The organism is Microbacterium sp. ProA8 (assembly GCF_039905635.1).
GTDB lineage: Bacteria > Actinomycetota > Actinomycetes > Actinomycetales > Microbacteriaceae > Microbacterium > Microbacterium chionoecetis.
Genome location: NZ_CP157000.1, coordinates 3,610,824 through 3,633,090, shown reverse-complemented (window position 1 = coordinate 3,633,090; position 22,267 = coordinate 3,610,824). Strand labels below are relative to the sequence as shown.

Below are 22,267 nucleotides of genomic sequence, written 5' to 3'. Positions count from 1 at the left end.
CGCTGGCGTGGGTCTCAGTTCTTGGCGAGCGCGATCCTGTTTCCGCCGGCGGCCTTTGCGCCATACATCGCCAGGTCTGCGCGGCGGATCAGCTGCTCGGCGGGCGAGGTGCTGCCCTCGGGGGCGATCGCGACTCCGATACTCGCGCTCAATCGCTGATGGGTGACCGGCCGCGCCAGATCCCCGCGGAGCAGATCGAGGATCCGCTCGCTGAGTTCGATGGCGTCAGCATGCTCCGAGATCTCGCAGACGATGACGAACTCGTCGCCACCGTACCGCGCGACGAGGTCACCGGCGCGCACACCGGCCAGCAGGCGTTGTGCGACTTCCCTCAGCATCCGGTCGCCGGCCTGATGGCCGAGCTGGTCGTTCACACCCTTGAAATCGTCGAGGTCGATGAACAGCACCGCGCACCGTGAAGAGCCGACGATCTCGTCCATCTGAGTCTCCAGGAGCCGCCGGTTGGGGAGGCCGGTCACCTGGTCGTGGCTCGCGGCATGCGCGAGTTGGGCCTGCAGTCGAAGCGTGGCGAGCGCTTGTGCGGCCTGGCCCGCCAAGGCCTCCGCCAGCGGCTTCGCCTCGTCGTCGAATGTCCGCTCGTGATGGAACCAGCTGACGAACACGCCGAAGTCCGCATCCTCATGGTGCAGCGGCGCGGCGATGAACGCCCGGACGCCGGCCGCGGTCATCGCGGGTCCGAGCCCGGCGGCGATCCGCTCGCCCGTATCAGCATCCAGGACCTTCTGAACCCGCCGTGCTGCGCTCACGGACCTGAAGAGCGGCGCGGGGTCGAACCGACCGTCGAAGGGGTCGGTGCCGGCGGCGATCGCATACGTTCCGTCTGGTTCGACCAGGTAGACCGCCGAAGTCTCGGCGCGGTAGGCCCTGGCCGTCGTGTCGGCGAGGATCTCCGCGAGGCGCTCTTCGGTCGTCGCGGACGAGAACGCGATCGACGAGTCCATCACCAATTGGAGCCGGGTGCGGGTGCGGTCTGCGAGCGCGTAGCGCCGGCGCAGGTCGGTCAATGCGCGGAACCTCTCCGACGCCTCCTCGATGACGAGGAAGTCCCCTTCGGGCTGCGGGTGGCGACTCACCATGACCGCCCGGCCGCGATCGCGGGCGTGGACCATCATCCACGGGCCCGGCCCGGCGTCGGCCGGGAGCAGATCACCGGGTGCGTGGACGAGAAGCTCGTCAACCGACCTGCCGACCATCTCGTCGGCGCTGGTCCCGTACCACTCCGTGAACCAGTGATTCGCCTCGGCAATGACGCCCGACCGCTTCAAGCGCACAACACCCGCTGGTAGCGCATTTGCGCTGCGTCGTTCCACGCATCCTCCCTCCGGCGGCGGCGGCGTCGAGCGAGCCGGTGCTCGAACGATACAGGCGAGACGGGCGCGTATGCATCCCCAGCGTGTCGTCGCAGCTTCACTCGACATGCGTGATCCGGGGCGCTCGCGAGTTTGCGGGCACGCAGAGATCACCGGGCTCGCGAGCCGGGATCTTCCGGCGCTCGACGGGCGGGCTGTGAGGGTGGAGGCCCCGGGTCTGCGATCGCTGGTGTGGTCAGCGTCACCGGAGAGCCCGGCTCGACGAGCACGGGAGTGCCGAAGTGGCGGATGCTGAGGGCCGGGCCGTCGCTCAGGGTGTAGGTGGTCTGATCCGACTCGACTTCGAGGCGCAGCGTCTGTCGTCCGATACGGATGCCGAAGTCCAGTCGGGTGAGCGGCGCCGTGAGCCGGGGTGAGAACTGCAGACCCGACTCGCCGTGCTTCATGCCACCGAAGCCGGCGGTCAGCGCGGTCCATACGCCCGCGAGCGCCGCGATGTGAAGCCCGTCGTCGACATCGTCGCGCAGATCGTCGATGTCGATGGTGGCCGCTTCGGCCAGATACGCCATCGCGAGGTCGAGGTGGCCGACGCGGGCGGCGACGACGGCCTGGGCTGATGCCGACAGGGACGAGTCGCGCACGGTGAGCTCTTCGTAGTACGCGAAGGCGCGAGCCGTCTCGTCGGGGGAGAATGCTTCCGGCGCGAACTGCAGCGCCAGGACCAGGTCTGCCTGCTTGACCACCTGCTTGCGGTACAGGTCGAAGTACGGGAAGTGGTCCTGAAGCGGATACTGCGATTCCTCGGTGCGCTCGAAGTCCCAGCGCTCGCGATCGGTGAAACCTGCAGACTGCTGGTGCACGCCGCGCTCGTCGTCGAAGGGCACGGCCATCGCGGCGGCCGTCGCCGTCCAGGCTTCGATCTCCTCGTCGGTGACCTCGAGGCTGCGCGCTGCTTCCGGGTGGGCCTGTGCGGCCGCCGCCGCACCTCGCAGATTCTGCTGCGCCATGAGGTTGGTGAAGATGTTGTCGTCGACCAGCGCGGAGTATTCGTCGGGTCCGGTGATGCCGTCGATGTGGAAGACTCCCTGCGGATCCCAGCGTCCGAGCGCGACCCAGAGCCGGGCCGTCTGCGTGAGGATCTCGAGCCCCGTCTCGCGTTCGAACTCGATGTCTCCGGTCGCCCTCACATAGCGGATGACCGCTGCTGCGATATCGGCGTTGATGTGGAACGCGGCCGTCCCCGCAGGCCAGTAGCCCGAGCACTCCCGGCCGTCGATCGTGCGCCACGGAAAGGCCGCCCCTGCGAGATGCAGCTGCTTCGCACGCCGCAGCGCATGATCCAGAGTCGAGTGACGCCACCGCAGCGCGTTGCGCGCCGCGTCCGGCAGCGTGTAGGTGAGCACCGGGAGCACGTACGCCTCGGCGTCCCAGAACGTGTGCCCCTCGTAGCCCGGCCCGGTGAGACCCTTGCCCGGGATGGAACGCACCTCCGCCCGCGCAGCCGCCTGCAGCACCTGGAACAGCGCGAACCGCACGGCCTGCTGCAGACGCGGCGCCCCCTCGACGGTGACGTCGGCACATGCCCAGAAGTGGTCGAGGTACTCGCGCTGCTGTTCGGCGAGCGCCTCCCACCCGAGGTGCGTCGCCGTCGTGACCGCAGCATCCACGCGATCGCGCAACGCGGCATCGGTCAGCGAGTCGGACCACTCGTGACCTACGAATTTCACGATCCGGATGCTGTCGCCCCGAGCAAGACGTGTGGACACCGTGGTGCGGGCGAGCGTGTCGGACGCCTCGGTCTCGACCGTGACCGGTCCGCCCGCGAGAACCTGATGGTCCATCGACACGGCGACGCCGATGCGGCTGCTCTCCGTCCGATGCAGGAGCGTTGCCCGGCCTTCCACGACGAACTGGTCGACGGGCTTCAGCGCCCCGCGCAGGGCGGCCATCACCCGTTCGTCGGGATGCACCTCGGGCAGCGGTTCGTTCGCCACGATCTCCGACAGCACCGTGAGATCCACCGCTGCATCGACCGCCGTGACCTCGTAGCTGATCGCCGCCACGGCCCGGTGGGTGAGCGACACCAGGCGCTCGGAGCGGACCTTCACGGTACGCCCGTCGGGCGAGGTCCAGTGCGCTTCGCGCCGCAGTGTGCCCGCGCGGAAGTCGAGGAACTGGTCGTGCCGGTGCAACTCGCCGGTGCGGATGTCGAACGGCTCGTCGTCGACGAGGAGCCGGATGACCTTGCCATCCGGCACGTTTATGACACTCTCGCCCGAGTCGGGATACCCGTACCCGTCTTCGGCGTACGGCATCGGGTGCCGCTCGAACACGCCGTTCAGATAGGTGCCCGGCACCTCGCAGGGGTCGCCCTCCTCGAGCGTTCCCCGCCAGCCCAGATAGCCGTTGGAGAGCGCGAACACCGACTCCCGTCTCGCCTGGTGCGACGCGGTCCATTCAGACCACCCGATGCCCCACGGAGCGACGTCGAACGCCCGATGCCCGCTCATCCGACCGCCGAGCCTCCGTCGTTTCTGGCGCTGAGGGTCGAGAGCGAAAGCGGGGGAGACATGCTGCCATTGTGCGGAAAGCAGATGGATGCCTCGAAGGGGTTGTGTCCGCGCGCCGGATCGGTATATCGGACGTGCCGTTGGATGCGGAGGCCGCGACGATCGTGCGCGAGGTGGACATGCGCTCGCAGCCCGACTGGCGCGATCGGACAGCACCTAGGCGCGTCGGACCTCGTCGAGGAGCTCGGATGAGAGGACGTTGCCGGCGTCGACGGTGAGGCGCTTGATGGGCAGTCCGCCGATCATCAGCCGGGCCGTCGGGTCGCTGAGCAGTCCGATGGTGTTGCCCACGGTGTCGAGCTCGCCGACGCGCGCGAGCAGCCGAGGCCCCACGACCGGATGGTCGAGCCACTCAGAAAGCGTCGACTCCGCAGTGAGCTCAGCCGGTGCCCCGGATGCGGCGACCTCCAGGTCCACCGTCGCGATGATGTCGCGGGAGGACCGGGCGAAGCGCAGGGCGTGGGTTCCGGCATCCGTCACCCAGCCGCGTGGCTCATCCCAGCGTGCGAACGCCCGCTGCCCGACCTGGATGACGACCCGGGTCGACTCACCGGGGGCGAGTTCAGCGGCGCCGAATCCGATCAGCTCACTGGGCGCACGCCGTGCGGCATCTGTCGGCGCGCCGAGGTACAGCTGGACCACGTCGCGGGCGGCGAACCCGCCGATGTTGCGCACGACAAGGGAGCACTCCCACCCGTCCTCCGTCGCGCGGACCGCGGCGTCGGAGTATGCGAACTCCGAGTAGGTGAGTCCGTGGCCGAAGGGGAACGCCACGTCGCGTCCGAGCTCGTCGTAGCCGCGGTAGCCGACGAAGATGTCCTCGCCGTAGGCGCCGCTCTCGGAGGTTGCCGGGAACGAGAGGTGGCTCGGGGTGTCCGACAGCGCCAGGGGGATCGTCTCGGCCAGACGCCCCGACGGCGAGACGGCGCCGGTGAGGAGGCGCGCCAGCGCCTCTGAGACCCCCTGGCCGGCCAGCCCCGGAAGGATGATGGCGTCGACCTGCTCCCGCCAGGGTTCGAGGTCGACGACGCCGCCGGCGATGCAGACCACGACCAGAGGCGTGCCGGCGTCGACGAGCTCCTCGAGCAGTCGAAGCTGGGCGCCGGGGAGTGCGAGCGTGGTGCGGTCGTAGCCCTCGCTCTCGGCCGCTTCCGGCAGTCCCACGGCGACGACGCCGACATCGGCCGCGCTGACGGCTGCCTTCGCTCGGGCGAGGGCATCGGCATCCGTCGTCACTCCCTCGTCCGCGTATCCGGGTGAGAAGGTGATGACACCGCGGTGCGCTGCGGCCAGGGCGTCGACGAGGGCTGCGGGCGGCTGCGCCGCGTTGACGCCGGCGCTGCCGCCGCCCTGGAAACGCGGAGCCTGGGCGAAGGCGCCCACGACGGCCACCGTCGCGTCCGCCCGCAGCGGCAGGACACCACGCTCGTTGCGCAGCAAGACGGCGGCGCGTTCGGCCGCTTCCGTCGCCAGCGCCGCGGCGCCAAGATCGACGGCGGATGACTCGGCAGCGTGATCGTCACGGCGAGCGGATGTCGCGGCCTTGCGGGCGAGCTCGACGATGCGCTGAGCGGATGCTCGCACCGTCGCCTCGTCGAGGGTGCCGTTCTCGACGGCAGCGAGCACGAGCGCGTCGGAGGCGCCGGACGTCGACGGCATCTCGAGATCGAGGCCGGCGGCCAGCGCAGCGACACGGTCGTCGACCGCGCCCCAGTCCGACACGACCGCGCCTTCGAAACCCCACTCGTCGCGCAGCACGTCGGTGAGGAGCCACCTGTGCTGAGTGGCATAGGTGCCGTTGACCCGGTTGTACGACGCCATGACGAGCCAGGGCTCGGCCTCCGTCACGACCTGCTCGAAGGCGCGGAGGTAGATCTCGCGCAGCGCCCGCGGCCCGACGTCGGCGCTCACGCGCATGCGGTCGGTCTCCTGGTTGTTGGCCGCGAAGTGCTTCACGCACGCGCCGACCCCCGCCCGCTGCACCCCGCGCACGAACGCGGTCGCGAGCCGGCCCGTCAGATGGGGGTCCTCGGAGAAGTACTCGAAGTTGCGGCCACCGAGCGGGGAGCGCTTGATGTTCATGCCCGGACCGAGCAGCACCTGCGCGCCGGCTTTCCGCGCGTCGACGGCGATCGCCTCCGCGACGCGCGTGACCAGGTCGACGTCCCATGTCGGGGCCATTGCCGACAGCGTCGGGTAGCACGTTGCGGCGACCTTGCCCGCGAAGTGCGGCAGGTTCATCGCCAGCCCGTTGGACCCGTCCGTCATCTTGACGGGCGGCACGCCGAGGGCCGGAAGGGCGCGGGTGGTGTCCATATCGAGCCCCGAGAGCAGGCTCGCAGCCTGCTCGAGGGTGAGGCCTGGTTCCATGGCTCCGGTTCGGTTCACAGCACACCCGCTTCGATCATCTGCCGTCGCTCCTCAGGATTGTGGATGTTCCAGCGGCGCGGGCGCGGTGGGTCTGCGTCGGCGGGTCGATAGGCGCACGCGAACCGGTGCACGCCCTCGCCGACCTCGATCGGCGCGGCCTGCGGAGAGGGAAGCACGATCTCTGCGGTGACGCCCGGCGGCACATCCACCTCGACGACGAGGCGCCCGTCGGCACGCCGCCACTGTACCCCGATCAATCCGAAGGGCGAGAGGTGCGCCGTGGACGCCGACTCGAGCCCGCCGCCCGGCTGAGGAGCGACGCGCACCCGCGACCAGCCCGGCTCCACCAGCTGCAGCCCGCCCACCACACGGTGGAGGAAGTCGGCGACCGCGCCCAGCGCGTAGTGGTTGAAGGACGTCATCTCGCCCGGATTCACCGAGCCGTCCGGGAGCAGGCTGTCCCACCGCTCCCAGACCGTCGTCGCCCCCATCGTCACCGGGAACAGCCACGACGGCGTCTCCGTCTGCAGGAGCAGGTGGTACGCGGTGTCGGCGTGGCCCGTGGTCGCCAGGGCGTCGCAGACGAGCGGCGTGCCCACGAAGCCGGTCTGGATCCGGTGGTCGCCCTCGCGGACGAGCTCGGCCAGACGAGCTCCGGCCGCCCGCCGCTGGGCGTCATCCCGCAGCAGGTCGAAGATGATGGCGACCGAGAGCGCCGTCACGGTGTCGCTGACGACGAGGCCGGCCGGCGAGACGTAGTGCTCACGGAACGCCGCGACGGCACGCTCGGCCATGCGGCCGAGGTCGGCTGCGGCATCCGGCTGTCCGATCAGGTGCGCCGCCTCGGCCGCCAGGCGCGCAGACTTCGCGTGGTACGCGGTCGCGACGAGACGGGGATCGGTGCGCGAATCGCCCGGGCGGTCCGGCGGTGCCGCGGGGTCGAGCCAGTCGCCGAGCTGGAAGCCGGTGCTCCAGTGGCCGGTCTGCCCGGTGAGGGCGTGCACCTGCTCGACCCACGCGCGCATGCTCTCGAACTGATCGCGGAGGATGCCGACATCGCCGGTGCTGCGATACAGCTCCCACGGCACGATGACCGCGGCGTCACCCCAGGCTGCGGCCGGATCCCCGGGGAAGCCGCACTCGATCCAGGGATGGAAGTTCATGACCGAGCCGAACTCCGCCTGCTCGGACGCGAGGTCGCGCAGCCAGTTCTGCAGCACTCCCGCTGAGTCGTACAGATACGTCGCCACCGGCGCGAAGACCTGGATGTCGCCGCTCCAGCCGAGCCGCTCGTCACGCTGCGGGCAGTCGGTGGGCAGGTCGACGAAGTTGTCGCGCATGCTCCACACGACGTTCTGGTGGAACCGGTCGAGCAGGGGATCGCTCGTCGAGAACCAGCCGGCACGGGTCATGTCGGAGTGGACCACGAGTCCTTCCGCAGAGAGGAGCGTCCCGCCGGCCGGCAGGCCCCGCACCTCCGCGTAGCGGAAGCCGTGGAGCGTGAACCGCGGTGTCCACGTCGACGGCTCGTCGCCTCGGGGAGTGTAGACGTCGACGGATGCCGCGCTGCGCAGCGGGCGCGTCGCCAGTTCGCCGTTCTCGAGCACCTCGGCGTGATGGATCTCGATGGGGGTGCCGTCGCAGCCGGCGACGCCGAGCCGGATCTTGCCGGCGATATTCTGGCCGAAGTCGATCAGGATGCGGCCATCGGGGCGCGTGACGATCTCGGTCGGGGTGAGGACGTCCACGACCCGGACCGGGGGACCGGTGGGGGACTCGAGGGCTCCGGTCGCCGCCTGGGGCGGGAGGATGCTCGCCGGAATCCATGCCGCGTCGTCGAAGTCGGGCTCGGACCAGTGTGCGATGTCGAGGCGGGCATCGTGCGACTCGCCCTCGTACAGCCCCGTGGCGGTGATGGGAGAAGGCGCCCAGGACCAGGTGAGCGGAACCGTGCGGCGACCGAGGTCGTCCTCGACCTCCACCTGGACCAGTGCTGCCACGTCCGTGCCGTAGTTGTCCCACAGACCGCCGTTGAAACCGAGCCGCCCGCGGTACCACCCGTCGGCGAGCCAGACACCGACGGCGTTGCGCCCCGGTCGGAGCACCGAAGTGACATCGCGCGTGCGATACCTGAGGCGATGGCGGTAGCTGCTCCACCCGGGCGCGAGGACGTCGTCGCCCACGCGGCATCCGTTCATCTCGAGATCGAAGACGCCGTGTGCCGTCGCGTAGATCCGGGCGAGGCGCACCTCGCCGACGACGTCGTACGTCGCACGCAGGAGATACGCGGGCCTCGCCCCGTCGTGCGAGGCAGCGGTCGAGGGGCTCACCCAATCCGCGGTCCAGTCCGTGCTCGCCAAGAGGCCGGCCTCCACGCGGAGCGGCTCACTCCACGCCGTGGGCCCGACGCCGTCGGCCTCCCACAGCCGGACTCGGATGTCAGCGGTCTCGCGCGAGGCGAGCGGGCGACTCGGCCAGGACTGGAAATGCGAGGCGGTCGAGTCGACCCGACCCGAGGTCGCGATGTCGCCGTCGCCGTGACGGATCTCGATCTCGTACGCGGCCTGTCCTGTCGTGGCCCTCCAGCTCAGCCGGGGCTCGGTCGAGCCGATGCCGAGCGGATCGTCCAGGTGCTCGATGCGCAGGTCCGCCGCGGTCATCCCTTCACCGACCCGGCCGTCAGACCCTTCATCACACGCTGGTTGAGGAAGAGGTAGATGGCGAGGGTGCCGATCACGTTGATGGAGATCGCGGCGAACGTCGGGCCGTACTGGATCTGGCCGAACTGGCCTGTGAAGTTGAGAAGCCCCACCTGGATGGTGCGCAGGTCGTCGCTGGTCGTGAAGGTGAGCGCGATCAGCAGGTCGTTCCAGATGAAGAAGAACTGCACGAGCGCGACCGTGAAGACGGCATTGCGCACCAGCGGGAAGCCGATCGAGAAGAACGTGCGGTAGATGCTGGCGCCGTCGAGGGTCGCCGCTTCGAAGATCTCGCGCGGGACGCTGCGGAAATACGTCGCCATCATGAAGACGGTGAGCGGCAGGCCGATCGCCGTGTACGTGATGATCAGCGGCCAGAGCGTGCCCGTCAGCCCGGTACGGAAGTACATCGTGAACAGCGGGAGCAGGATCATCTGGCCCGGGATCATGATGCCGACGAGGAAGGCCAGGAGCACGGGGCCCCGTCCCTTCCACACCATGACCTCGAGGGCGAACCCTGCCGCGACGCCGAGCACGATGGTGAGGAAGAGCGAGGGGAAGACGGCCACGATGCTGTTGCGGATGTAGACGTCCAGATTTCCGACCGTCCACGCCTCGACGTAGTTGCTGAAGTTCGTCCAGTCCTCGGGGAGCGCCCAGGTGGGGTTGTTGAGGAACTCGTCCTGCGTCTTCAGTGAGCCGGTCAGCATCCAGAAGAGCGGATAGACCACGACGACGAGAAGGATGCCGAGGATGATCCACATCGGCACCTTGGCCAATGCGCGCCGCACGCGGCCGGGGTGGTGAGCGGTTGAGGTCGTCATGGCGGCTAGTCCTTGGTCAGATCGCGGCGGTTGGACTGGAAGATGAAGATCGTCACGACCAGGCAGAGCACCGTGAGCAGCAGCGCGATCGTGCTGCCGAAGCCGTACTCGCCGTATGTGAAGGACGTCTGGAACATGTACAGGGTGAGCGGCGTGGTGGTGTTCCCTGGCCCGCCACCGGTCAGCGCGAGGATCGAGTCGAACACCTTGAGCGTGCCGTTGATGCTGAAGATGATCGACGACAGGAGCACGGGCAGCGACAGCGGGATCACGATGTGCCAGACCAGGCGGAAGCCGGAAGCGCCGTCCAGCCGCGCCGATTCGAAGATGTCGTCCGGGATGTCGACCAGACCCGCGTAGAGCAGCACCGCGTAGAACCCCATCGACCGCCAGAGGTCCATGAAGATCATCACCCAGAACGCCGTCGCCGATGACGCGAACCAGTCGACGGAGGCGATGCCGAACACGTTGAGGATGTCGTTGACCAGCCCCTGCACGGGCGCGATCTTGAAGAGCTCCTGGAAGAGCAGGGCGACTGCCACCGTCGGAAGCACGACGGGGAAGAACGCGAGGGTGCGGATCACGCCGGACGCCTTGCGCAGCCAGAACACGTAGATCAGGGCGAGCCCGTACCCGAAGAGCACCTGCAGGAGCGTGAGCACGACGGCGTACCTGATCGTGAACCACAGCGCGTCGCCCACCTTCGGGTCGGTGAAGAGCTGGGCGAAGTTGTCGAACCCGACGAAGGTGAAGCCCAGGATGGGGTTGCCCTCGAACACCGTGTAGCCGAGCGACCAGAAGATCGGGACGAGCATGACGAGGGTGTACACGAGCAGGGCAGGCCCGAGCAGGATGGTGATGGCGCGCCAGTCGCCGAGTACGCGGTTCACGATGAGTGCTTTCCGTTGGATCATGGCTGTGGCCGGGCGGATGCCCGCCCGGCCACAGCGGGGGGTGCTGCTACTTCAGGTCGGCCTGGACGAGGCCCATGAACTCCTCAGGGCTGATCGCACCCGTGACGAGCTGAGAAGCGTTCGACTGGCTCGTCGTCGCGGCCTTGGCGTCGAACAGCGCCTCGAACCACAGCACGCTCTGCTCGGTGGCGGCGATCTTCTCCTGGATCATCTCCGTGAGCGGCGGCAGTCCCTCGACGGGCGTGTTCGTCGCGAAGCCGGTGATGACGCCCTGCGACCCGAGCGACTCGGAGCCGAAGTTCTCGGCGATGCAGCCCAGCCATGCGGCGGTCTCGTCGTTGAAGCTCTCCTGCGACATCGCCAGCGGCACCCCGACATTGGCGGCGAGCTGGTCGCTGCTGCCCGCGCCGCCCTCGATCTCGGGGAAGGGCATGAAGCCGATGTTGTCTGCGCCGATCTGGTTCTGGGCCTCGTCATTGAAGTTCGCGAGGATCCAGCTGCCCATGTAGAACATGCCCGCCTGCCCCGTGAGGAACTGGTTGACGGCCGTCATGTAGTCGATCGATCCGACCGAGGGGCCGAAGTAGCCGGCCGCACCGAGCTCTGCCACGGCGGCGGCTGCCTCGACGTACTCCGGGTCGGTGAGCTCCGCGTCGCCGTCGGCGACCTTCTGCAGCGCGTCGGGACCGAGCGAGCGATAGAGGTAGTTGCCGACGAGGCGCGTCAGCGGCCATCCGTCCTGACCGTCAGCCGAGAACGGGATCACGCCGGCCTCGTTGAGCGTCGCCGCGGCGTCGGTGAGCTCGTCCCACGTCGTGGGCTCTTCGATGCCGAGCTCGGCGAAGATCGCCTTGTTGTACCAGATGCCCTCGACGTTCAACTCGGTCGGCAGCACGAAGACCTCGCCGCCGTAGAGCGCCTCGATCGTGGAACGAGCGGCCGGCAGGATGTCGTCGGCGGCATCCAGGTCGTCGAGCTCGGCGGCGATGTCGACGAGCTTGTCACCCGTCTGCAGGTCTTTCGCGACCTGGGGCGAGTTGCCACTGGCGAACAGCGACGGCAGCGCGTTCTGGCCGGCGAGGAGCTGGAGCTGCTGGTCGTAGCTCGCCTGAGGCTGGGTGCTGACCTTCAACGGGAGAGCGTCGTTCTCGGCAGCGCAGCTGTCTTCGCTGAGAGTCGTGAGGGTGTCCTGGATGCTGGTGTTCTCGGCGAACGAGAGGTACGAGAACTCGGTCGGCGCGGCTGCCTCGCCGCCGCCCGCACACGAGGTGAGCGCGAGAGTCGTGACGCCGATCGCGGCGCCGAAGAAGGCGAGACGGCTCGCCTTGGTACGTGCTGTGGTCACAGTTCCTCCTTGAATGCGGCCTCTATTGAAGCGCTGCAATCGACAGTAGGAGCGGCGTTCATCGCGGCAAAGCCAGCGCCGCATGGCATCTTCGATAGCGGTTATCGACCGATTCGATACCGCCTTCGGCCGCATTATGGAGCGCTGCAATCATGTGCGTAGGATCATGGGGTGATCTCGACCACGACCTTGAGGCGGCGGCCCGCCGATTCCGTGGGGATCGATGACGTTGCAGCATTCGCCGGTGTGTCGCCCTCGACGGTCTCGAATGTGCTGAATCACCCCGAGCGGGTCTCACCGTCGACCCAGGAGAAGGTGCGGCGCGCGATCGCCGTGCTCCGGTACGTGCCGAACGGTGCCGCGCGGTCGCTCGCCGCAGGCGGCAGCCGCACCGTCGGACTCGCGCTCTCCGATCTCGGCAACTCGCTCTTCGTCGACATCGCGCAGGGCGCCGAGACGCACGCCGGGGAGCTGGGGGCGTCGGTGATCCTCGCGAACAGCGGCGGCGAGCTCGAACGCGAACGGCGAGCGCTCGCGGTGTTCGAGCAGTCGCTCGTTCTCGGGTCGCTGCTGACGCTCAACGATGCCCAGCATTTCCGCGCGATCGCCTCCCGCGCTCAAGGCCGCACGCCACTCGTGATGCTGAACTACCACGACACCTCGGCGCAGTTCTGCAGCGCCTTCATCGACAACGCGTTCGGCGGGCAGCTGGCGACGAAGCACCTGCTGGATCAGGGGCGTCGTCGTCTGGTGTTCGTCGGCGGGCCGGCCTCGCTTCAGCCCGTCGCCGATCGACGCGACGGCTTCTTGCGCGCCCTCGCCGAGGTCCGGCTCGCTCCCGTCGATGCGGTCCAGCCGGACTGGATCAACCGTGCCGACGGCTGGAACGTCGGTCGGTCTCTGGCCCCGCGCGTCGCCGCCGGCGAGATCGACGGCGTGGTCGCGGCATCCGATCTGCTCGCGGCGGGGATTCTGCAGGCGTTCGCCGAGTCACCCGCGATCAGCCTGCCCGACGACGTGAGCGTCATCGGGTACGACAACAACCAGGCTGCCTGGGACGCCCCCGTGCCTTTGTCGACGATCAGTCAGCCGGGCGAGGAACTCGGGGCGACCGGCATCCGATTGCTGATGCAGGAGCTCGAGGACGCCGACCACGAGCACGAAGCCGTCCGCCTCGTGCCGACGCTGGTCGAGCGGCGCAGCACGCAGCGAGGCTGATCGGCGCACGCGGGATTCGGTCAGCCCTCGGCCGATTGCTCGCTCAGGATGCCGCCGGCGCGCACGAAGATCTCGCGCATCCACGCGTGGGCGGGGTCGTTCCGATACGCGGGATGCCACCACAGCGCGTTGGATAGGGGGGTCGCCTCGAACGGCGGGTCGAGCAGGGCAACGCCGTCGAACCGTTCGATCAGCCGGGCGATACCGCGCTGCACCATGGCCAGCCGGCTCGTGCCGATGACGAACTGCGGCACCGCGAGGAAGCTCTCGACCACGACTTCGACCCGAGGCTCCAGCCCCAGCTGCTGCAGCTGGCGGCTGGCGGACGTGAACGCCGTGCGTGTCTGGTAGGTGAGCACCCAGCTCGCGCTCGCGAGGTCGTCGAGCGACAGTCCGCGGCCGACGGCGGGGTGATCTTCCGACGCGACGACCACCCACTCGTCCCGCCACAGATCGGTGAACGGCAGATTCGACAGGAAGCCGTGGGGGAGGACGATGCCGTCGACGGAGCGCAGGCGTTCCGCCGCGTCGTCGACGATCGCAGGGGTGTGCAGCAGGAATCGGAAGCGGATGTCGGGAGCCAGGCCGTGACTGAGCCGCGCGACGACCGGAGCGATCGTCGCCATGCCGTAATCCGACAGGTAGATCGAGAACTCCCGCGTCGAGCCCGCCGGGTTCCAGTCGGCCTCGATCTCGAAGATGCGGCGCGCCCCCTCCAGAACGGTCGGAACGAGCTCGGCGAGCCGCGCGCCGAGTGGCGTGAGGTCGTAGGTGTTGCCCCGGCGGGCGAGCAGCTGGTCGCCGAAGTGCGTCCGCAGCCGGGCGAGCGAAGCACTCAGAGTGGGTTGGCTGAGGTGAAGCCGATCCGCCGCGCGACTCACACTGCGTTCGCTCAAGAGGGCGTTGAGCGCCACGAGCAGGTTCAGGTCGAGACGCGACAAGGGCGCTTCAGCGTTCATGTCGTCCTCGGAATCCACTCCCGGTCACCGCCATCGAGTATCGACCGAGTCTATATCTGCAAAGGTGCGATTGGATTGGTCGATGGCGAGGGCGACACCGCCCCCTCTGGGCCCGACCCCCGCCGCCCTGAGATCCGGACGGTCGGTCAGCCGTCGCGGTGGAGTGTCGCGGGCCGCGATGCGGGGGCGTCGGTAGTGGCAGCCCAGGTCGCGAGGAGCTTCAACGCGTCTTCGGAGGGTGTGGCCGGTTCGGCCGTGAAGGTCGACAGCTGCAGGCCGAGGTCGGCGGGCAGCTCGAAGGCTTCGTAGGTGAGTTCGAGGTCGCCGACGACGGGGTGATGAAGGCGTTTGACGCCGGTGCGGTGGTAACGGACATCGTGCGCGGCCCACAACGTGCGGAATCTCTCGGATCGCGTCGACAGTTCGCCCACGAGGTCGCTGAGCCGCTTGTCGAACGGGTTGCGGCCGGCGTCGCCGCGCATGGCGGCGACGAACTCCTGAGTGACCTTGTCCCAGTCGAGGTAGAACTCGTGCGCGGCGGGGTTGAAGAACGCGAACCGGGCGCTGTTGGGTGCCGGCTCGGCGAACACCGGTGAGTAGAGCGCACGGCCGAGGCGGTTGGCGGCGACATAGTCGTAGTAGTTGTTGCGGATGATCGCGGGCGCGTCGGTGATGGCATCGAGGAGTCGCTGGATGCTGGGACGCACGGTCGTCGTCGTCTGACGCGGCTTGCGGGCGACGGGCGACGCGTTGGCGGCTCGGGCGAGGTCGTGCAGGTGCGCGGTCTCGGCGTCGTCGAGCTGCAGCGCCCGGGCGAGAGACTGCAGCACGGTGTCGGACACGCCGGAGAGGTCGCCGCGCTCCAGGCGCGTGTAGTAGTCCACGCTCACTCCCGACAGCAGGGCGACCTCTTCGCGGCGGAGCCCGGGCACGCGTCGGTTGCCGCCGAAAGCGGGCAGCCCCGCGAGGTCGGGCGTGATGCGTGCGCGTCGCGTGGTGAGGAACTCGCGCGCTTCGCTCCGGTGATCCATGTCCTCGACCGTACGCCCGTCTCCTGGCCTGGAGGGGGTACTGCCGGTACCGGTCACACCTGCCACTGCCGCACGAGCACGGGTGCGCGTTGAATGGATGCAGTTCGACAACCGGAGGAATCATGCACACGAGGGAACTCGGCCAGGGACTTCGGGTCTCGGCCATCGGACTGGGAGCGATGGGCATGTCGATGTCGTACGGCCCGAACCCCGGAGACCGCGACGACATGATCGGCGTGCTGCGATACGCGGTCGAACAGGGGCTCACCTTCATCGATACGGCGGAGGTGTACGGCCCGTATGTCAACGAAGAGCTCGTGGGCGAGGCGATCGCCCCGATCCGCGAGCAGGTCGTCGTGGCGACCAAGTTCGGATGGAACATCGTCGAGGGGCGGATGCAGGGCACCGACTCGCGTCCGGAACAGATCCGCCGCGTGGCCGACGCCTCTCTGCAGCGCCTCGGCGTCGAGACCATCGACCTGTTCTACCAGCACCGTGTCGACCCCGATGTCCCCATCGAGGACGTCGCCGGCACGGTCGGCGAGCTGGTCGCGGCGGGCAAGGTGAAGCACTTCGGCCTCTCGGAGGCGGGTGCCCAGACGATCCGCCGGGCGCACGCGGTGTTTCCGGTGACGGCGGTGCAGAGCGAGTACTCGCTGTGGACCCGTGACCCCGAGGTCGAGGTGCTGCCGGTGTGCGACGACCTCGGCATCGGGTTCGTGCCGTTCAGTCCCCTCGGGAAGGGGTTCTTCACCGGCACGGTCACCCCGGACGCGACCTTCGAGGCGGGCGAGATCCGGGCGCATGTCCCGAGGTTCGAGGCCGAGAACCTCGCGGCGAACCAGGCGCTCATCGACCACGTCACCGCCCTGGCCGCCGCGCGCGGCGCCACCTCGGCGCAGGTGGCGCTCGCCTGGCTGCTCGCGCAGCGTCCGCACATCGTCCCCATCCCCGGCACGCGCCGTCGCTCGCGGATCGATGAGAACGCCGCCGCGACGACGGTCGGCTTGTCGGCCGACGACATCGCCGATCTCAACGCGCTGGTCGAGCGGCTCGGCGTCGCCGGCGACCGCTACGACGAATCGGGAATGCGCATGGTCGCTCGCTGACCCGGGGACGCGCCGGAAGGTGCGGCTCGGACCGTTGCGCGCGACACGGAGTCCGGGTCAGGCTCGCGCCTTATCGTCGGCGCGCAGCTCGGGTCAGCCCTTGTGCTGCGCCCGGTACTGGGTCGGGCTGACGCCGTGCACCCGGCGAAAGTGGCGGGAGAAGTACAGCGGGTCGGCGTAGCCGACGGCCGTGGCGATCTCGCCGATGCTCGCCGTCGTCGTGTCGAGCAGGCTCCGGGCGCGCGCCATCTTCACCGAGGTATGGAACGCGCCGGGCCCGCTTCCGGTCGCCCGGCGGAACAGCGCGCTCAGGTGGGAGGGCGACATGCCCACCATCGCGGCCAGCTCGCCCACCTGGATGTTGCTGTCGACGCGCGCCTCGAGGAAGTGCATCGCTCGTTCGAGGGGCGAGCCGTCCGCCGGAAGAATGCTGTCGGCGACCACGCGCGTCAGCAGCTGCCACGCCACGCCCGAGGCCGCGAGCAGGTGCGCGGGGGAGTGGCGTCGCTCGAGCAGGCTCACGAGCTCGTCGAACAGCGCAGCGACGCCGTCGATCGCGCGCAGACTGGTGAGCGGGCGGGGGATGCCGAGCAGCGGCCCGGTCAGCTCGGAGACGTCCGTGCCGCGCACATGCATCCACCAGATCGTCCATGGATCATCGAGCGACGCCTGGTACTCGTGTGACTGGTGAGCGGGGATGGTGATGCAGGTGCCCGGCGTGAGCGCATACGCCGTGCCGGCGATCCGCACGATGCCGGCACCGGCGGCGCACAGGATCACGATGGTCTCGGCCGCGCCGTTCGGGCGGATCCGCCGGTGCCCTCTCGCAGTGGGAAAGTATCCGGCATCCGTGACGGTCATGCGCCGCGTGCCTTCACGCTCGAGCGCCGCCGCGATCTGGGGCCGGGGAACGACGCAGAGCCGTTGGTTCTCGAAGCCCTCCGTGCGATAGAACGGTGCGCCGGCGATCGGTGTTTCGTCCATGAAGTCCCTCGTTCTCACCATACCGCCGCGTGCGGGCGGCTCGTAGCGTCGTATCCGCTCGCTCAGTTCCGCGAGAGATCCCGCAACCCGGCACTCCGCCGCAGTCTCCCCGAGGAGGTCAGTGATGACCGCTGAACGGACGGACGTCGACGCCGTGGAGACAGCCACGGTCCTCGGTACGTCGCACGATCCCGATGAGAAGCTGCGGCTTCCCGATGCCCCCACCGAGCTCGAGGCGGTGATCCGGCGGGGCGGTGCGGTCGCCTGGCGCGAGCCGCTCACCATCCGCACCTACGAGCCGGGTGAGCCGAGCCGGTACCCGATGTTCCTGGACCACCGGGTGTATCAGGGGTCGAGCGGGAGGGTGTATCCGTTGCCGTTCACCGAGAGCGTCTCCGATGAGGCGACGCTGCGCGACTGGGATGCGATCCATCTCGAGAACGAGTACGTCCGCCTGGTCGTGCTCCCCGAGCTGGGCGGTCGGATCCACGTCGGCTACGACAAGACCACGGGCTACGACTTCTTCTACCGCAACAACGTGATCAAGCCGGCGCTGGTAGGGCTCGCCGGCCCGTGGATCAGCGGCGGCGTCGAGTTCAACTGGCCGCAGCACCATCGGCCGGCGACCTACCTCCCCGTCGAGGCATCCATCGAATACGACGACGACGGCACCGTGACGGTGTGGTGCCACGACCACGACCCGTTCGCCCGCATGTCGGCGCAGCACGGCGTGCGGTTGCGCGCCGGCAGCTCGGTCGTCGAACTCGCAGTCCGCCTGCACAACCGGACCGACGAGCGCCAGACGTTCCTCTGGTGGGCGAACGTCGCGGCGCTCGTCCACGACGATTACCAGTCGTTCTTCCCGGAGGACGTGCGCTACGTCGCCGATCACGCGCGGCGCGCGCTGACGGCTTTCCCTGAGGCCGACCGGCCGTACTATGGCGTCGACTATCCGGCGCTCGCGCAGGCCGACCCCGGTGCGAACCGGATCGACTGGTACAAGAACATCCCGGTGCCGACGTCGTACATGATTGTCGACTCGGGCCAGGACTTCTTCGGCGGGTACGACCATGCCGCCGGCGCCGGTTTCGTGCACTGGGCCGAGCGTCGCGTGTCGCCCGGCAAGAAGCAGTGGACGTGGGGGACCGGGCCGCTCGGGCAGGCGTGGGACGCGCAGCTCACCGACTGCGACGGCCCCTACGTCGAGCTCATGGCCGGTGTCTACACCGACAACCAGCCGGACTTCAGCTGGCTGCTCCCCGGCGAGACCAAGGTGTTCACGCAGTACTGGTACCCGATCCCCGCGATCGGGACGGCGCACCAGGCCACCCCCGACGCGGCGGTGCACGTCGACCGCGACGGCACGTGGGCGGCGACCTTCGCGGTGACGCGACCGCACCGAGGCGCCCTTGCGAGAATCGTCCGCGACGGCGAGGTGCTCGCCTCGCAGAACGTCGACATCGATCCGGGAGTGCCGTTCCGGCTCGAGACCGACATGCGATTCGACGGCGACGAGGCGATCGCGGCGGAGCTGCTGACCACGGCGGGACAGCTCCTGGTGCGATGGAGCCCGACTGTCGTCGGTGACGAAGACCCCTGGGTCGCCGACGAGCCCCCCGCTCCCGACGCGATCGACTCCGTCGAGGAGCTCTACCTCACGGGCATCCACCTCAGCCAGTACCGTCACCCGACGCGCTCGCCGCTCGCGTACTGGAACGCGGGCCTCGAGCGCGATCCCGGTGACATCCGCATCAACCTCGCGCTCGCCGACCGGGACTATCGCGCCGGGGACTACGTCACGGCACTCGGGCGGGTGCAGACGGCGCTGGCGCGGCTCACCCGTCGCAACGCGAACCCGGTGGATGCCGAGGCGTTCTACCTGCACGGGCTGGTGCTGCGGCGGCTCGGGCGGATCGCCGAGGCCGAGCAGGCCTTCGGCAAGGCCGGCTGGGACGGCACCTGGGCGGCGGCAGCGGGGTTCGCCCTGGCACAATCGCTGGCGTACCGCGGCCAGAACCGTGCCGCTCTGCGCGTCCTCGACACCCTTGACGGCGTGGTGGGCCACGACGCGCGCCGTGTCGCCCTCCGCGCGATCCTGCTCCGCCGTTCCGGAGCAGACACGGATGCCGAAGCCGTCCTGCTGCGGGCACTCGAGGCCGATCCCCTCGACGCCACTATCAGGGCGCTCGCGGGTCGACCCCTGACGGACGAGGCCGGGCTGCTGCTCGACGTCGCGTTGGACCTGCGCAATGCCGGAGCACTGGACGAGGCGCTCCAGGTGCTCGAGTGGGCCGCCACGGCAGCGGCCGCGTGGTCGGGCAACGTCCGCCCCATCGCGCACTACATCGCCGCCGCGGTCCACGAGGCACGCGGAGAGTCCGCACGGGCCGCGGAGGAGCGCGAGCGCGCCCAGGGCGCCGACCTCACGCGATGCTTCCCCTTCGGGCTGGATGCGCTCGACGCGCTCGAGGCGGCGCTCGCAGCCGACCCGGAGGATGCCGTGGCGCATTCGCTGATCGGGATGCTGCTCTACGCGCACGGGAGGCGCCCCGAGGCCGGCGCGCACTGGGATCGGGCGATCACCCTCGGACGCGTCGACGCCGTCCTCTTCCGCAATGCCGCGCTCGCCGCTTACAACATCGGTCACGACGACGCCCGGGCCTGGGATCTCTACGAGCGTGCGGTGACTGCCGCGCCCGACGATGCCCGCCTTCGGTACGAGCAGGACCAGCTCGCGATCCGGATCGGGCAGTCGTCGGCGGAGCGCTTCATCCGGTTGCGCTCGGTCGAGGACCTGTTGCTCACCAGAGACGACCTGACGATCGAGTACGTGAAGCTGCTCGTCGACGCCGGCGAGGAGGCGCGGGCGCTCGAGATCCTGACGACGCGATCGTTCCATCCGTGGGAGGGCGGCGAAGGGCAGGCGATCGCGGCGTGGGATGCGGTGATCGCGGCCAACGGACTGCCGCAGACCGAGCCGCCCTCGACGCTGGGCGAGGCGCGTCTTCAGCACGTTCCGCCCGTGGCCCGTCACGCCGGCGGGGAGATCGACTACTTCGCCACGAGCCTCCCGGAGCTCCTGCTGTTCGCCCGCGAGACCACCGAGGACTGACCGGGCCTGTCGTCGCCGCCGGGCGCGGCGGTGAACGTAGGCTGGGCGTGACCGAGGAGGAGCCCAGGTTGATAGAGGTGACTCGGCTGACGCGCCACTTCGGTTATCGCGTCGCCGTGGACGACGTCAGTTTCACCGTGCGCCCCGGCAGCGTCACGGGATTGCTCGGTCCGAACGGGGCCGGCAAATCGACCACGATGCGCATGATCCTGGGCTTGGACCGGCCGACCTCCGGCACGGCGCTGGTCGACGGTGCCCCGTTCTCACGCTCGCCGGCACCGATGTCGACGGTGGGGGCGCTGCTGGATGCGACCGCCGTGCACCCGGGCCGGACGGGCCGGACACATCTGCGCGCGCTGGCGGCGACCAACGGCATCGGCGACGGCCGCGTCGACGCGGTGCTGACGATGACCGGATTGACGGATGCCGCGTCCCGGCGCATCGGCACCTACTCGCTGGGGATGCGTCAGCGGCTCGGCATCGCGGCCGCGCTGCTGGGCGACCCGGCGACGCTCGTGCTCGATGAGCCGGTGAACGGGCTGGATCCCGACGGCGTGCACTGGGTGCGGGAACTCGCCCGATCGTTGGCGGCGGAGGGCAGGACGATCCTGATCTCCAGCCATCTGATGAGCGAGATGGCGTTGACCGCGGACCGGGTCATCGTCATGGGCAGAGGGCGCGTCATCACGGACGGACCCATCGCGGACGTCATCGCGCAGGCCACCCGCTCCTCGGTCCTCGTCCGCTCACCGCGCGGCGCGGACCTGGCCGGCATCCTCACCGCGAACGGAGGGCTGGTGGACAGCACGGCAGCCGACGGCGCACTGGTGCTCACCGGCATCAGCGCTGAAGCCATCGGGGACCTCGCCGCAGCCCACGCGATCCCCGTGCACCAGCTCGTCTCGCAGCAGGGCTCTCTCGAAGACGCGTTCCTGTCGTTGACCGAGGGAGAACAGCAGTTCGCCGCGGGGGAGCCGGCCGACAAGGAGTCGCGATGAGTGTCGCCCCGACTGCCCGCGACCATCGCGTGACGCTCGCCCGCACACTTCGATCGGAGGGGATCAAGCTCGCCGGGCTGCGCGCCACCAAGTGGCTGATCGCCGCCGCCCTCGTCGCACCGTTCCTGGTCACCCTCATCTGGGCGTCAGCGGCGTCCGGACCCGTCGATGCGGCCGCGGTCCTGGACACCGCGACGCCTTCCTCGTTCGCGACGTTCATCATCCTGATCCTCGTCGGGATCATGACGGCGACATCCGACTATGAGAGCAACGCCGCGGTCCAGACATACAGCGTCGTTCCCGCACGCACACCCGTGGTGCTCGCGAAGTACACGCTCGTGGCGGCGATCGCCCTCGCCGTCTCCCTGGTCACGTCCCTCGGCACGTTCGCTCTTGCCGACGTCCTGAGAGGCGGAGGACTGGGCGCGTGGTCGCCGGAGGTGATCCGGGTGCTGCTCGATGTCGCCCTCGCGGAAACGTGCGGTGCGTTGATCGGCGTCGCCGCCGGCCTGATCGTGAGCTCCTCGATCGGAGCCCTCGGAGTCATCCTCGGCTTCTTCTACCTCGTGCCCCTGCTCCTCAGCCTCATTCCCGTCGATGCCGTGAACCTGATCGGGAAGTCCATCCCCGGATCATCGCTCACCACGCTCGTCTCCCTCACGAGTGCGCAGGGCCAGCTCGACCCGCTCACGCTCATCGTCGCCACCGTGCTGTGGACGGCCGCCTGGCTGGTGGCCGCTGCCATCGCTGTCAAGCGACGCAACGTCTGACGCCCACGGCCTCGGCGCTCCGCGGGGACGCGG

General features: G+C 69.2%; 15 protein-coding genes. 5 read left to right on the top strand and 10 right to left on the bottom strand.

Going from position 1 to position 22,267, the window contains the following annotated elements:
• Positions 1-14 precede the first annotated feature (14 nt).
• The 7 genes from ABG085_RS16385 to ABG085_RS16355 form a co-directional block, all read right to left on the bottom strand.
• Positions 15-1,025: a GGDEF domain-containing protein gene (locus ABG085_RS16385; RefSeq protein ID WP_347976811.1), complete on the bottom strand. Its 1,011-nt coding sequence runs from the start codon at positions 1,023-1,025 to the stop codon at positions 15-17.
• Between the two features lie 455 nt (positions 1,026-1,480).
• Positions 1,481-3,841 (bottom strand): glycosyl hydrolase family 65 protein, encoded by a 2,361-nt coding sequence (locus ABG085_RS16380; RefSeq protein ID WP_347976810.1) that lies wholly within the window; start codon positions 3,839-3,841, stop codon positions 1,481-1,483.
• A gap of 216 nt (positions 3,842-4,057) precedes the next feature.
• Positions 4,058-6,289: a glycoside hydrolase family 3 N-terminal domain-containing protein gene (locus ABG085_RS16375; protein WP_347976809.1), complete on the bottom strand. Its 2,232-nt coding sequence runs from the start codon at positions 6,287-6,289 to the stop codon at positions 4,058-4,060.
• A complete protein-coding gene (locus tag ABG085_RS16370) occupies positions 6,286-8,931 on the bottom strand; it encodes a family 78 glycoside hydrolase catalytic domain (protein ID WP_347976808.1) in 2,646 nt (881 codons plus the stop codon). Before ABG085_RS16370 ends, ABG085_RS16375 begins: the two co-directional genes overlap by 4 nt.
• The gene (locus tag ABG085_RS16365; RefSeq protein WP_347976807.1) at positions 8,928-9,794 is read right to left on the bottom strand and encodes a carbohydrate ABC transporter permease; all 867 of its coding nucleotides are present in this window, start codon (positions 9,792-9,794) and stop codon (positions 8,928-8,930) included. The genes ABG085_RS16370 and ABG085_RS16365 overlap by 4 nt, the downstream gene beginning before the upstream one ends.
• A 5-nt stretch (positions 9,795-9,799) precedes the next feature.
• Positions 9,800-10,684 carry a sugar ABC transporter permease gene (locus tag ABG085_RS16360; RefSeq protein WP_347976806.1) on the bottom strand — a complete coding sequence of 295 codons (885 nt, stop codon included), beginning with the start codon at positions 10,682-10,684 and terminating at the stop codon, positions 9,800-9,802.
• 70 nt (positions 10,685-10,754) lie between these two features.
• Complete coding sequence (locus tag ABG085_RS16355) at positions 10,755-12,053, bottom strand: extracellular solute-binding protein (protein WP_347976805.1); 1,299 nt, start codon at positions 12,051-12,053, stop codon at positions 10,755-10,757.
• Between the two features lie 171 nt (positions 12,054-12,224).
• Here ABG085_RS16355 and ABG085_RS16350 point away from each other — a divergent pair, with 171 nt between their 5' ends.
• Positions 12,225-13,271, top strand: a complete 1,047-nt coding sequence (locus tag ABG085_RS16350; protein ID WP_347976804.1) for a LacI family DNA-binding transcriptional regulator — start codon at positions 12,225-12,227, stop codon at positions 13,269-13,271.
• 20 nt (positions 13,272-13,291) lie between these two features.
• Here the strand turns inward: ABG085_RS16350 and ABG085_RS16345 are convergent, their stop codons facing one another.
• Positions 13,292-14,230, bottom strand: coding sequence for a LysR family transcriptional regulator (locus tag ABG085_RS16345; protein WP_347976803.1), 939 nt, complete (start codon positions 14,228-14,230; stop codon positions 13,292-13,294).
• Between the two features lie 146 nt (positions 14,231-14,376).
• The gene (locus ABG085_RS16340; RefSeq protein WP_347976802.1) at positions 14,377-15,261 is read right to left on the bottom strand and encodes a helix-turn-helix transcriptional regulator; all 885 of its coding nucleotides are present in this window, start codon (positions 15,259-15,261) and stop codon (positions 14,377-14,379) included.
• A 122-nt stretch (positions 15,262-15,383) separates the two neighbouring features.
• Here ABG085_RS16340 and ABG085_RS16335 point away from each other — a divergent pair, with 122 nt between their 5' ends.
• Positions 15,384-16,370 carry an aldo/keto reductase gene (locus ABG085_RS16335; protein WP_347976801.1) on the top strand — a complete coding sequence of 329 codons (987 nt, stop codon included), beginning with the start codon at positions 15,384-15,386 and terminating at the stop codon, positions 16,368-16,370.
• A 93-nt stretch (positions 16,371-16,463) separates the two neighbouring features.
• On the opposite strand, the gene ABG085_RS16330 is transcribed toward ABG085_RS16335, so the two are convergent.
• Positions 16,464-17,354, bottom strand: a complete 891-nt coding sequence (locus ABG085_RS16330; protein ID WP_347976800.1) for an AraC family transcriptional regulator — start codon at positions 17,352-17,354, stop codon at positions 16,464-16,466.
• A 124-nt stretch (positions 17,355-17,478) separates the two neighbouring features.
• Between ABG085_RS16330 and ABG085_RS16325 the strand changes: the two genes are divergently transcribed.
• The 3 genes from ABG085_RS16325 (at position 17,479) to ABG085_RS16315 (ending at position 22,234) form a co-directional block, all read left to right on the top strand.
• On the top strand, positions 17,479-20,466 hold the full coding sequence (locus ABG085_RS16325) for a DUF5107 domain-containing protein (RefSeq protein WP_347976799.1): 2,988 nt from the start codon (positions 17,479-17,481) through the stop codon (positions 20,464-20,466).
• Positions 20,467-20,582: 116 nt separating this feature from the next.
• Positions 20,583-21,464, top strand: coding sequence for an ATP-binding cassette domain-containing protein (locus tag ABG085_RS16320; protein ID WP_347976798.1), 882 nt, complete (start codon positions 20,583-20,585; stop codon positions 21,462-21,464).
• Positions 21,461-22,234 carry a hypothetical protein gene (locus ABG085_RS16315; protein WP_347976797.1) on the top strand — a complete coding sequence of 258 codons (774 nt, stop codon included), beginning with the start codon at positions 21,461-21,463 and terminating at the stop codon, positions 22,232-22,234. The genes ABG085_RS16320 and ABG085_RS16315 overlap by 4 nt, the downstream gene beginning before the upstream one ends.
• The last annotated feature ends 33 nt before the right edge of the window (positions 22,235-22,267 follow it).